At 34.9% G+C, this 12,533-nt stretch carries 8 protein-coding genes and 2 pseudogenes; 9 read left to right on the top strand and 1 reads right to left on the bottom strand.

Translation table 11 applies throughout. The annotated features are described in order from the left end of the window. Positions 1-45 precede the first annotated feature (45 nt). Together gldI and ADIWIN_RS15055 are read left to right on the top strand one after the other, a co-directional pair. A complete protein-coding gene (gene gldI / locus ADIWIN_RS15050) occupies positions 46-579 on the top strand; it encodes a gliding motility-associated peptidyl-prolyl isomerase GldI (RefSeq protein WP_020896890.1) in 534 nt (177 codons plus the stop codon). Further along, complete coding sequence (locus ADIWIN_RS15055) at positions 572-1,792, top strand: peptidylprolyl isomerase (protein WP_020896891.1); 1,221 nt, start codon at positions 572-574, stop codon at positions 1,790-1,792. The genes gldI and ADIWIN_RS15055 overlap by 8 nt, the downstream gene beginning before the upstream one ends. A gap of 121 nt (positions 1,793-1,913) precedes the next feature. Here the strand turns inward: ADIWIN_RS15055 and ADIWIN_RS15060 are convergent, their stop codons facing one another. After that, positions 1,914-3,377, bottom strand: a complete 1,464-nt coding sequence (locus tag ADIWIN_RS15060) for an aminoacyl-histidine dipeptidase (RefSeq protein WP_020896892.1) — start codon at positions 3,375-3,377, stop codon at positions 1,914-1,916. A gap of 400 nt (positions 3,378-3,777) precedes the next feature. On the opposite strand from ADIWIN_RS15060, the pseudogene ADIWIN_RS22220 reads away from it, so the two are divergent. The 7 genes and pseudogenes from ADIWIN_RS22220 to ADIWIN_RS15085 form a co-directional block, all read left to right on the top strand. Further along, a pseudogene (locus ADIWIN_RS22220) lies at positions 3,778-3,831 on the top strand (hypothetical protein); the annotation flags it as partial. A gap of 72 nt (positions 3,832-3,903) precedes the next feature. Next, positions 3,904-4,140 carry a toxin-antitoxin system YwqK family antitoxin gene (locus ADIWIN_RS22225; protein ID WP_369021498.1) on the top strand — a complete coding sequence of 79 codons (237 nt, stop codon included), beginning with the start codon at positions 3,904-3,906 and terminating at the stop codon, positions 4,138-4,140. Positions 4,141-4,292: 152 nt separating this feature from the next. After that, positions 4,293-4,889, top strand: coding sequence for an outer membrane beta-barrel protein (locus ADIWIN_RS15065; protein ID WP_020896893.1), 597 nt, complete (start codon positions 4,293-4,295; stop codon positions 4,887-4,889). Positions 4,890-5,070: 181 nt separating this feature from the next. Next, positions 5,071-6,726, top strand: a complete 1,656-nt coding sequence (locus tag ADIWIN_RS15070; RefSeq protein WP_020896894.1) for a glycoside hydrolase family 30 protein — start codon at positions 5,071-5,073, stop codon at positions 6,724-6,726. Positions 6,727-6,912: 186 nt separating this feature from the next. Beyond that, a complete protein-coding gene (locus ADIWIN_RS15075) occupies positions 6,913-7,950 on the top strand; it encodes a DUF3810 domain-containing protein (protein ID WP_020896895.1) in 1,038 nt (345 codons plus the stop codon). Positions 7,951-8,062: 112 nt separating this feature from the next. Beyond that, positions 8,063-11,054, top strand: a pseudogene (locus ADIWIN_RS15080) (amidohydrolase family protein). A gap of 13 nt (positions 11,055-11,067) precedes the next feature. Beyond that, positions 11,068-12,378: an amidohydrolase family protein gene (locus ADIWIN_RS15085; protein WP_020896899.1), complete on the top strand. Its 1,311-nt coding sequence runs from the start codon at positions 11,068-11,070 to the stop codon at positions 12,376-12,378. Positions 12,379-12,533 lie beyond the last annotated feature (155 nt).

Raw genomic sequence — 12,533 nt, forward strand, 5'->3', positions numbered from 1 at the left:
ATAGCAAACAGCATGTGACCGTTAAAAAGCAATAAATATAAACACATGAAAAACCTACTCATACTCTCTACAGTATTACTGCTGTGTTTCAGTTGTAAACCTCCTGAAGCACGACTACCAGAATCCGTACAATCTGGTTCATTCTTAAAAGCTTCTGCAGAACGTAATAAAAAACTTAACGAGCTAGAGCAGAAACAAATTCTCGATATTATTAAAAGTAATCCTGAGAACAACTATATCGCTTCAGAAAGTGGTTTTTGGTATTATTACAATACTAAAGTTGAAATGGATACCGTTCAACCACAATTTGGTGATGTTGTTGGTTTCACTTTCAATGTCTCTAATATTGAAGGAAATGAAATTTATGCCAACACCACTAAAACCTATATTATGGACAAAGAAGAATTGTTCACAGGTTTACGTGAAGGCTTAAAACTTTTAAAACCAAGCGAAACAGCAACGTTTATTTTTCCATCCCAAAAAGCATTTGGATATTATGGAGATGAACATAAAATAGGAACCAATGTTCCTTTAATTTGTGAAGTAACTTTAAACACTATAACTCAAAAAAATGATTAAACAAGCACTTACAGCATTCGTTGCACTATTAGTATTATCAAACACGTCTTGCCAAGAACGCTACCCTGATTTAGAAGAAGGTATTTATGCCGAATTTGTAACCTCTAAAGACACAATGGTTGCTAAACTCTTTTATGAAAAAGCCCCTGTTACAGTTGCCAACTTTGTAGCATTAGCAGAAGGTAATCACCCGTTAGTTAAAGAAGAATTAAAAGGAAAGCCTTTTTATGATGGATTAACGTTTCACCGTGTTATGAATAATTTTATGGTACAAGGAGGTGATCCGACAGCTACAGGAACTGGTGATCCTGGGTATAAATTTGAAGACGAACTTGTAGCAGAATATAAACATGATAAGCCTGGTATATTATCTATGGCTAATAGTGGTCCCAATTCTAATGGAAGTCAATTTTTTATCACTGAAAAAGTCACTCCATGGTTAGATGGTTATGACGAAAACGGTGTTTTAAAAGATTGTGAAAATCCGAGAGTCGCTTGTCATTCTGTATTTGGCGAATTAGTAAAAGGTTTAAATATCCTAGATACTATATCGAATGTAAAAGTGGCCCCAAGAACTAACAAACCACTTGAAGATGTCATCATTAAAAAATTAAATATTATTCGCATAGGTTCAGCTGCAAAGAAATTTGATGCGCCTAAAGTATTTACAGAAGAACTTCCAAAAATTAAAGAACGTATAGCGCAAGCTAAACTTGATGCAGAAAAGAAAGCCGAAGAAGCTAAAATTGAAGCTAAAGCAAAAGCAGATGCAGCAAAAGTTGCGTTCTTAAAAAAGAACGATGAGTTAAAAGGTCGTAAAATTGAGTCTCCAACAGGAATGGCAATGATCTTTACTCATGAAAGCAAAGGTGTAACACCTAAGGCTACAGATCGTGTAAACATAGAATGTGCTGGTTATTTAGAAAACGGAGAGTTGTTCTGGACCACTTGGAAAGATGTGGCTGAGAAAAATGGTAAATACGACGAGCGTACTGATAACGCTGGTCGCTATAGTTCTTTTGATATGCCTTACAACGAAACTGCTGGGTTAATTGCTGGATTTAGAGAAGCTATGCTTCATATGAAAATTGGAGATAAAGCCAGAGTATTCATACCTTATTATTTAGGCTATGGAGAAAGAGGAAACCCTCCAGTAATTCCACCAAGTGCGAACTTAGTATTTGATATTGAATTGGCAAGCATCAAGAAATAGATAACACCAACAATAACATAAAAAAAAAGCAGCTAATCATAGATTTATGAATAGCTGCTTTTTCTTTTAATGTATTAGACCCGTCAGGTTTTAAAAACCTAACGGGTCTTTTTTATGTAAATTATACTTTAGGAATATTTTCTAAAACCTCTAGAACAAATTTCCAGTACTTCTGAGCAGAAGAAATTTGAGCACGTTCATCTGGTGAGTGCGCTCCTTTAATATTTGGTCCAAAACTTATCATATCCATATCAGGATAGTTAGTTCCTAGAATGCCGCATTCTAAACCTGCGTGGCAAGCAGCAACATGTGGCTTCTCTCCGTTATTTAAACGCTCATAAATAGGAACCATAACTTTTAATATGGCAGAATCCATATTTGGCGCCCAACCAGGATAATCACCAGAAAACTCTACTTCGCATCCTGTCAACTCAAAAACAGAACGCAATGTATTAGCTAAATCTAGTTTTGTACTTTCTACCGAACTACGTGTTAAACAACCTATTTTTATATGACCATCTTTAACAATAACTCTAGCGATATTATTAGATGTTTCTACCAAGTCCTTAATATCTGGACTCATACGATATACCCCGTTCCAAGCCGCATGCAAAGCTCTTGTTAAGCCTTCTTGCACCCCTAGATCCATGATATTCTCTGGAGTTTCTGTTTTAGAAACAACAATTTCTAAATCAGGTTCCATAGTTTTAAACTCAACTTTTAAAGTCTCTGAAAATTCTTTCATTTCAGCTTCAAAAGCCGCCTCATGTATGGCATCAATAACAACGATTGCATTGCTCTCTCTTGGAATAGCATTTCGTAAACTTCCACCATCTATTTTAGAAATACGGAGTCCAAAATTTTCAAAACCATCAAATAGCACACGGTTCATTAATTTATTCGCATTCCCTAAACCTTCATGAATTTGCATTCCAGAGTGACCTCCTTGTAAGCCTTTTACAGTAATGGTATAACCAATTTTAAATTCAGGAGTTTCTTCTTCTTTATAATCGCGAGTTGCCGTTACATCTACTCCACCAGCACAACCTACACCAATTTCATCATCTTCTTCAGTATCTAAATTCAAAAGAATAGCACCATTAAGTAAGCCGCCTTTTAAACCTTTTGCACCTGTCATCCCGGTTTCTTCATCAATCGTAAATAACGCTTCTAAAGCAGGATGCGCTATAGTATCGCTTTCTAAAATCGCCATAATAGTGGCCACACCTAAGCCATTATCAGCTCCAAGCGTTGTGCCTTTTGCTTTCACCCAATCCCCTTCAATATGCATTTCAATACCTTGTTCATCAAAATTAAAAACAGTATCGTTGTTTTTTTGATGTACCATATCTAAATGCGATTGCATTACAATTGGCTTACGATCTTCCATACCTTTCGATGCAGGTTTACGGATAATGACGTTACCAACTTCATCTTCTATCGTTTCTAAACCTAAATTATTTCCGAAATCTTTCATAAATTGAATGACACGTTCTTCTTTTTTTGAAGGTCGTGGCACAGCATTTAAATCTGCGAATTTATTCCATAGTTGTTTTGGCTCTAAGGCTCTTATTTCTGAACTCATAAATCTTGTTTTTAGATTTGCAAAGGTACAAAATACGATTATCTCTTTATGGTGATTCCTAACTTGTTTCAGAATCCAAAATAACATGATCCTTTGCTACTGAATTCAATTTATGACACAAACATTAGTCATTTTTACTGTGTGCAATAATTCACTGTTTTAGAAACATAGATATTAATATATATTTGACAATGAAAAACGATTTAAAATGGTGAAACAAATTCTTTATTGCCTTTTAGCGCTTTCTTTTTTTCTTGTAATATCAGTAAGGAATATTATGAAAATGGTATAGTAAAAAATAAAGGGAAAATATTAAATGGGGAGAATTAAAGAATAGAAATATTATAATGAGGAGGGTAAATATGTAGGTGGCGGAAAGTATTTACATGGAGAAAGAGATGGGACTTGGAAATGGTTTCACGCAAATGGGGAATTACACCAAACCAGAAACTATTTAAATGACGAGCAAGTCGGAGAATGGAATTCTTATCACTCGAATGGTCATCGAGATGGAATTGGAAATCTAATAGATGGCAATAAAGTTGGTATTTGGAAATGGTATTTTAATAATGGTCAAATTCAAACTGAACGGAAGTGGAACGACAGAAAATTAATAGACATCATTAATTGTTATGATGGAAACGGAAATCTTTTAGATAAAGGAACCCTTGTAAATGGAAATGGCACAATGAAATTATATGATATTGAAGGACAACTATTGGAAACCGTTAAATATCAACATGGAAAGTTTGTAAAAGACTAGTTACAAACCCCGTATTTAATTCTTACAACGGATATAAATCATATACGATATTACTTTCAGATTTTCTATTCGATTTTTATTTGCTAAATTTAGTGGCTTAACCACGTAACTTTCAATTCACATCTGCCTTAGCCACAAAACAACTCAACTCCATGAAGAATAGCTTTTTACTTTTGATAACATTATTTATAACCTCTACGTTTTACGCACAAGACATAAATTTCGGAGTCGTTTTAGGAGGTAAAATTAGTACGACTTACGCAGATGGCTCATCTGACCTCAACTTAGTTGACAATTCTGGAGTCATAAGTTCATACGGAGGTTTTTACTTTGACTATGAAATTACTGAGAGATTAGGAATAAAAAGTGATTTAGTTTTAACTCATAACAAACTAAAAACGAGTAATGAGCTTATTACAGATGATATTAAGCTTAACTATATTGTTTTAAATCCAAACATCAAATACTCCTTTAACAAAGATTATCTTGAGGGAATGTATCTCATTGGTGGTCCAAATTTCTCTTTTTTAACATCAGCAAAATCTGATAATTTAGATTTTAAAAGTAATTTCAAAAAAATAAATTTTGGAGCGCAGCTTGGAATTGGCGCTCATATCAATAATTATTTTTCCATCGAAGGAAAATTTGATGCTGGTGTATCAAACATGCTAGAAGATGACTCTGATAAAATGAATTTTTTAGCTTTTATTTTGACTCTAAACTTAAATATAAGCGCATTGATTAAGTAATTATTTCTTATAAATTTAAGCCGCGTAAAACTAATTATTTGGCCGTAGCTTGCTTACAAATACCCTCATTGATTTTACTTACAGAGTTCACTTAGCTTGGTGCTATTCGATTTTTATTTGCTAAATTTAATGCTTAATCACACAACTAAAGAAATACGTTGTAAAACATTGAAAACAAAGAATGGGAGTCTTTAATATTAAAGCCATAATAGAAAATTATAAAAGGAAAATTAATATTCAATATGATTTAAAAATATCCGATATCAACAAAACCAAATGGTTGCTGCTTCCAATCATATCTATGGTGCTTGTTAACTGCGCTCCTAAAAGTACTTATCAAGATTACATATCGGATGTTTATCAAACATCCCAGTCTGGTGACAACCTCAAATTGCTTTCAAGCGTAGAAGCCAAGTCAACTTCTACTGATGTAAAGAAAGTAACTTTAGAAATACTTCCTAATGAAGAATTTCAAAAATATTATGGTTTTGGCGCTTCATTTACCGAATCCTCAGCATGGAATCTGGCTACAATTCCTGTTGAATCTCGCAAACAAGTCTTAACTAAACTTTTTAGTCCAACAGAAGGAGCTGGCTTCACGCTTACTCGAACGCATATTAACAGTAGTGATTATTCAAACAATCACTATACCTATATTGAAGAAGGAGACGAAGACCTTTCAACCTTTAGCATTCATGAAGATATGAAAGGATTTACTGGTGACGAAAACGATCAGGTGCGTGGTATTGAACTCATAGAACCTAGTTACGATATTATTCCAATGATTTTAGAAGCATCTAGTATTCCTGGTGCAGACTTTAAAATTATAGCGTCACCATGGAGTCCACCATCTTGGATGAAAACAGGTGAAACGTCTGAAATGACTAATGGTAGTTTACGTCCTGAATATTATGGGATTTGGGCAGAATACATGTCAAAATATGTTACAGCATACAAGGAACAAGGTATTACCCTTTGGGGAATTACACCACAAAACGAACCATTACATGCCCATGATGCGCACTGGGATAGTAACGGGTTTACTCCAGAACAAGGTCGTGATTTCTTAAGAGATCACCTTGGTCCGCAACTTGTTAAAGATGGCCATTTAAATCTTGAAGATTTAGAATCTGGATTACGTGTTCTGATTTATGATCACAACAAGTCTACAATGAACGACTATGTTCAAAAAACGTATGAAGACCCTGAAGCATCTAAATATGCTTGGGGAACTGCTTTTCATTGGTACACTAATTCTGAGCTAAAAGGAAATAACTGGTATGCTGACGAATTAGCTGAATTAGAAAAAAATTGGCCAAACAAAGGAATGATTCATACGGAATCGAGCATCGATATTGATGCTAATGATCCTATTGGTCAATACTGGAGAGCGAGTACAGACTACGCAGGTACTTTTGTCCCTTTTGAAACATACGCTAACGACATCATCACCGATTTAAATCACGGTACTCAAGGCTACATTGAATGGTGCAGTATTTTGAGTCACAAAGGACAACCAAATCCTTATGATAATTTTAATAGTGCTCCAGTACTTATTAATCCAACTACTGACGAGGTGATTTACACACCACTCTATTATTTATTAAGTCATTTTAGCAAGTTTATCCGCCCAGACGCTAAACGCATTGGTATAAAAGCTAATGACGTCGATGGACTTATTTATACAGCTGCTAAAAATCCTGATGGCTCAATCGCTGTGGTTGTTTATAACAATAATGAAGAGGCTCATGAATTATCAATCACGCTAGAGACCAATACTTATATAGCTCAAATTGCACCTAAAGCTCTTCAAACTATTCATTTGCGTAATAAGTAAAAACACAGCTAACATTTATGGGTATTTATCAAAAGAAAAAAGGCTAACAGAATACCACATAAAATCAATTACCAACTTTTGACGTACTTTAAAAAATTAGAATAATCTTGACTAGTAAAATAAAAATGTATGACACACTTTTCCCTATTTTTGAGTCATGCGTAAAAACAAAAATTAATCCTTATTGTGTTCTTCGGAATTCAATTGCTATTATTATCTCAACTTAAGCACTATCCTGAATTTGTTGAACAATTTTACAGCAACGGACTTTACGTTTTTATTTCAAAATTAATGCGTTATGCATTTGGATGGCTGCCATTTTCTGTTGGAGACCTCTTTTATACTTTAGCCGGAATCTATCTCATCAGATGGCTAATTGTAAACCGAAAACGTATTATTAAAGATACCGTGAATTGGTTACTAGATATTGGAGCCACCTTATCGATTGCCTATTTTGCATTTCATATCCTTTGGGCTTTTAATTATTACAGACAACCGCTTTACAAATCGTTAAACCTTGAAGCCGATTACACCACAGAACAACTGGTTTCATTTACGGAACAACTGATTCAAAAATCAAATATATTACAGCTTCAACTCGCGAAAAACGATACTTTAAAAGTGGAAATGCCTTATACTAAATCTGAAATTTTTGATAAAGTAAAGGATGGCTATAGAGCACTTTCAGAAATATATCCTCACCTTGAATATCATCCAAAAAGTATCAAAAAATCCATTTACAGTTTACCATTAACCTATATGGGATTTTCTGGTTATTTAAATCCGTTCACCAATGAAGCTCAGGTCAATGGATTAATTTCAACCTATAAATTCCCAACAACAGCATGCCATGAAGCAGCACACCAATTAGGTTATGCAGCAGAAAACGAAGCTAATTTCATTGGCAGTTTAGCTGCTATTCATAATAATGATGTTTATTTTAAATACTCTGGTTACACCTTTGCACTTCGATATTGTTTAGCGGAACTCTTTAAACGCGACCCAGAACTTTATGATGCTGTAATTTTAACTGTGAATACAGGCATACTGAAAAACTACCAAGAAGTTCGAGAATTTTGGGACGCCTACGAAAACCCAATAGAACCTATTTTCGAAAAAACTTTTGATAATTTTCTAAAAGCTAATAATCAGTCCGCTGGCATGAAAAGTTACAGCTATGTCGTTGCGCTTTTAGTTAATTATTATGAAAACCAAGCACTATAAGTTCCGCTAGACACCTTTATTCAACCTAGGAAATGTTAAAAATATTAACATTAAATACACTCATTTAGCTATAATTCCTATCTTTAAAACTCAATCTAACCCACCAAAATATATGATTAAAGTACATCTCCGACTGCTCATTTTTATGTGCAGTTTTTCATTATTTGCACAAGATTACTTTCCAAGTAACTCAGGTGTCATTGCAAATAACTCTAACTACACCGCATTTACAAATGCTACGATCCATGTATCTCCAACCGAAGTCCTAAACAATGCAACACTCCTTATTAAGGATGGTAAAGTTGTTAGTGTTGGTAAATCCGTAAACATTCCGAAGAACACTACAAAAATTGATCTTTCAGGAAAACCATTTACCCATCTTTTATTGATATGTACACCACCTTTGGTGTAGAAAAACCAAAACGTGGTGGCGATGGTCCACAATATGGTGCAAGTCGAAGTGGCTATTACTGGAACGATCATATTATGCCAGAACAAGATGTCATGGCAAGTTTTAATTACGATGCAAAATCTGCTTCTGAACTTCACAAATTAGGTTTTGGAGTTGTTAACACACACATGCCAGATGGTGTTGTTCGTGGTACAGGTGCTTTAATTGCACTTAATAATAACGCTGACAATTCTATGCGTGTTGTGGATGGAGAAACTACACAACATTTATCATTCAGTAAAAGCGTCACCTCTCGCCAATCCTACCCATCTTCAATTATGGGAAGTATGGCACTATTGCGTCAAATGTATGATGATGCAAAATGGTACGAAGCTGGAAACATTGACACTAAAGATTTATCGCTAGAAGCCTTAAATAAAATAAAAACTTACTTCAAATTTTTGAAGCTGGAAGTAGAGCTAACGTTATGCGCGCTGATAAAGTTGGTGATGCCTTTAACATTCAATATACTATAGTTGGAGGTGGCGACGAATACGAACGTATTGATGAAATAAAAGGCACAAACGCTACTCTAATTTTACCTATAGATTTCCAATTGGCCTATGATGTTGATGATCCATTCTTAGCGAGCACATTGTCTTTAAGTGATATGCGTTCTTGGAATCAACAACCACACAACCCAAGATTATTAGCTGAAAACGGTATTAAATTCGCCTTAACAACACATGGTTTAAAGTCGAACAAAACGTTTTCTTCTAATTTAATGAAGGCTATTGAAAATGGCTTATCTAAACAGAAAGCATTAGAAGCTTTAACTACAATTCCTGCGTCCTTATTAGGAAAATCAGATGTTTTAGGGTCTTTAAAAACAGGAAGCTATGCTAATTTTTTAATTACAGATGGAGACATTTTTGAAAAGAAAACAAAACTCTACGAAAATTGGGTACAAGGTTCAGCGCATGTTATTGAAAATATAAATACGAAAGACATCGATGGTGACTACGAATTTAAACTTGATGGAGAAGATTATAAACTAACCATCTCAAACAGTACTAGTAAAGCAGATGCTAAAATTGAGAGCAACGACAAAAATTTAGGGACTAAAACGAGTTATTCAGATGATTGGCTAAACCTTACGATTAAAACTGCCGACAGTACTAAAAAAGAATACATTAGGATTGTAGCCAATGCAACAAGCAACACTGGTCTTAATGGTAAAGCTATTTTACCAAATGGTAATGAGCTATCCTTTTTTGCTAATAAAACTGAGACTTCGACTTCGCTTAGCGACCAAGACAATGACAAAAAGAAAGGTAGTAAAACTGATGACCAAGACGATTCTGACGCTCCATTTATGAGTCCGATTACCTATCCTAATTTGGCGTACGGATTTTCAGAAAAACCAAAATCGGAAACTATATTATTTAAAAACGCCACCGTTTGGACCAATGAAAGCGATGGTATTTTAGAAAACACGGATGTCTTAATTAAAGATGGTAAGATTTCAAAAATAGGAAAAAACCTTTCTAGCAGTAAGGCAACGGTTATTGATGCCACAGGAAAACATGTTACCGCTGGTATTATTGATGAACATTCGCATCTTGCTGCTGCTTCTATAAATGAAGGTGGTCAAAACTCTTCCGCAGAAGTAACGATTGAAGATGTTTTAGATGATGAAGATATTGGGATCTATAGAAATTTAGCTGGTGGAGTAACATCTATTCAAGTTTTACATGGCTCTGCAAATCCTATTGGAGGACGTTCAGCCATCATTAAATTAAAATGGGGAGAAGCAGCAGATAATTTAATCTATGAAAATTCTCCGAAGTTTATCAAATTCGCTTTAGGTGAAAACGTTAAACAATCACGAAGTAGAACTAATTCACGTTTCCCACAATCAAGAATGGGAGTGGAACAAGTGTTTGTCGATTATTTTACCAGAGCAAAAGCTTATGATGAAGTAAAGAAAAGTGGTAAACCATTTAGACATGATGCCGAAATGGAAACACTTGCTGAAATTCTGAACGGAGAGCGTTTTATTTCTTGTCATTCTTATGTGCAAAGTGAAATTAATATGTTGATGAAAGTTGCGGATCAATTCGACTTTAAAATTAACACCTTTACCCATATTCTTGAAGGTTATAAAGTGGCTGATAAAATGAAAGCACACGGAGCAGGTGGTTCTACATTTAGCGATTGGTGGGGTTATAAATATGAAGTAAATGATGCTATTCCTTACAATGCGGCTATTATGCATAACGCAGGAATCACGGTTGCTATTAATAGTGACGATCCTGAAATGTCGCGTCGATTAAATCAAGAAGCTGCAAAATCAGTTAAATATGGTGGCATTAGCGAAGAAGAAGCTTTAAAATTTGTCACTTTAAATCCTGCAAAACTTTTACATCTTGATAACCGTGTTGGAAGCTTAAAAGTAGGAAAAGATGCTGATGTTGTACTATGGACAGATCATCCATTATCAATTTATGCAAAAGCTGAAAAAACCATTATAGAAGGAGTTACTTATTTTGATTTAGCACGCGACCAAGAAATGAGAGAAGCGATTAAAAAAGAGAAAAGCGAACTTATTAACTTAATGCTTCAAGATAAAAACAAAGGTTTAAAAACACAGCCTGTAAAAAAGAAAGAGGACAAAATAATGCATTGTGATTCAATGGATTTACACAACTAAAAAACAGTTATAAATGAAAAACTTAAATAAAATAAACAGCGTATTGTTTATGTTGTGTATCACTCTTGGATTCGCACAACAAACACCTGCACCAAAGCAAACCAAAGATTTTGCTATCGTTGGAGCCACGGCTCACATAGGTAATGGTACCGTAATTGAAAACAGCATTATTGTAGTAAGCAATGGAAAAATAACAACTATTGGACCAGAAGCTTCTACTCCACTGACTAGACAAGCTATGGACATTATTGATGCCAAAGGAAAAGATGTCTATCCAGGATTTATTGTGGCTAATGGTACCTTAGGATTGGTTGAAGTCGATGCTGTAAAAGCCTCTGATGATCTTGAAGAATTGGGGACGTTTAATCCACATATTAGAAGTATTATAGCTTATAACACAGAATCTAAAATCACAGAATCGATGCGACCTAACGGTGTATTACTAGGCCAAGTGGTACCAAGAGGTGGACGTATCTCAGGAACCTCATCTGTGGTACAATATGACGCCTGGAATTGGGAAGATGCCGCTATAAAAATGGATAATGGAATTCACGTGAATTGGCCAAATAGTTTTAGCCGTGGTCGTTGGTGGTTAGGTGAAGATCCAGGATTGAAACCTAATGAAAACTACACGAAACAAGTAAAGGAGCTGAGCGATTATTTTAATGAATCTAAAAGTTATAGCATGGGAAGTTCTACTGAACGTCACTTGCCGTACGAAGCTTTAGCTGGAGTCTTTGATGGTTCTAAACGTTTATATATTACTGTAGATGACGAAAAAGGAATTACCGATGCTGTAAATTTTGCAAAGTCACAAGGGGTGTCTAAAATCACTATTGTTGGTGGTTATCAAGCTGGAAATATCGCAAGCTTTTTAAAACAAAATGATGTGTCTGTCTTTTTAAGACGAATTCACTCTAGACCAGAATTAGAAGATGATGATTATGACACCTCTTACAAATTAGCAAAAAAACTAGTTGATGCTGGTGTTTTAGTGGCTTTAGAACCAAGCGGACAAATGGAACGTATGAATTCTCGTAACCTTCCCTTTTATGCTGGTACAACAGTTGCTCATGGTTTAACGAAAGCACAAGCTTTACAATTAATTACGCAGAATCCTGCGAAGATTATGGGTATTGATGACATGTACGGAACGCTTGAAGTAGGAAAAAGTGCCACCTTATTTATTAGTGAAGGTGATGCTTTAGATATGCGAACCAATCAATTGACACATGCTTTTATTGATGGGAGACTACTAAGTTTAGAAACGCACCAAACAGAACTTTGGAAACGGTTTTCAGAGAAACCGAATCAAGTGGATTAATATCTATTAATTTACACCCCCTCAAGGGGACAATCCAAAGAATAAACCTGGTCGGAATGTGCCCTTGAGGAGACTTTAGGGGTGTTTTGACTTTCAAAGTTAAGCTACTATTAAATTACATCAGCACGTTTACGTAACATCTTAACACAAAAAAA

Origin of the sequence: Winogradskyella psychrotolerans RS-3 (genome assembly GCF_000427335.1) — a bacterium.
In the GTDB taxonomy this organism is placed as follows: Bacteria; Bacteroidota; Bacteroidia; order Flavobacteriales; family Flavobacteriaceae; genus Winogradskyella; species Winogradskyella psychrotolerans.

Bases quoted from the DNA above. Each gene is read 5' to 3' on its own strand.
- ADIWIN_RS15055 (WP_020896891.1), top strand. From the start codon at position 572: ATGATTAAACAAGCACTTACAGCATTCGTTGCACTATTAGTATTATCA.
- ADIWIN_RS15085 (WP_020896899.1), top strand. From the start codon at position 11,068: ATGAAAAACTTAAATAAAATAAACAGCGTATTGTTTATGTTGTGTATC.
- ADIWIN_RS15060 (WP_020896892.1), bottom strand. From the start codon at position 3,377: ATGAGTTCAGAAATAAGAGCCTTAGAGCCAAAACAACTATGGAATAAA.
- gldI (WP_020896890.1), top strand. From the start codon at position 46: ATGAAAAACCTACTCATACTCTCTACAGTATTACTGCTGTGTTTCAGT.
- ADIWIN_RS15065 (WP_020896893.1), top strand. From the start codon at position 4,293: ATGAAGAATAGCTTTTTACTTTTGATAACATTATTTATAACCTCTACG.
- ADIWIN_RS15070 (WP_020896894.1), top strand. From the start codon at position 5,071: ATGGGAGTCTTTAATATTAAAGCCATAATAGAAAATTATAAAAGGAAA.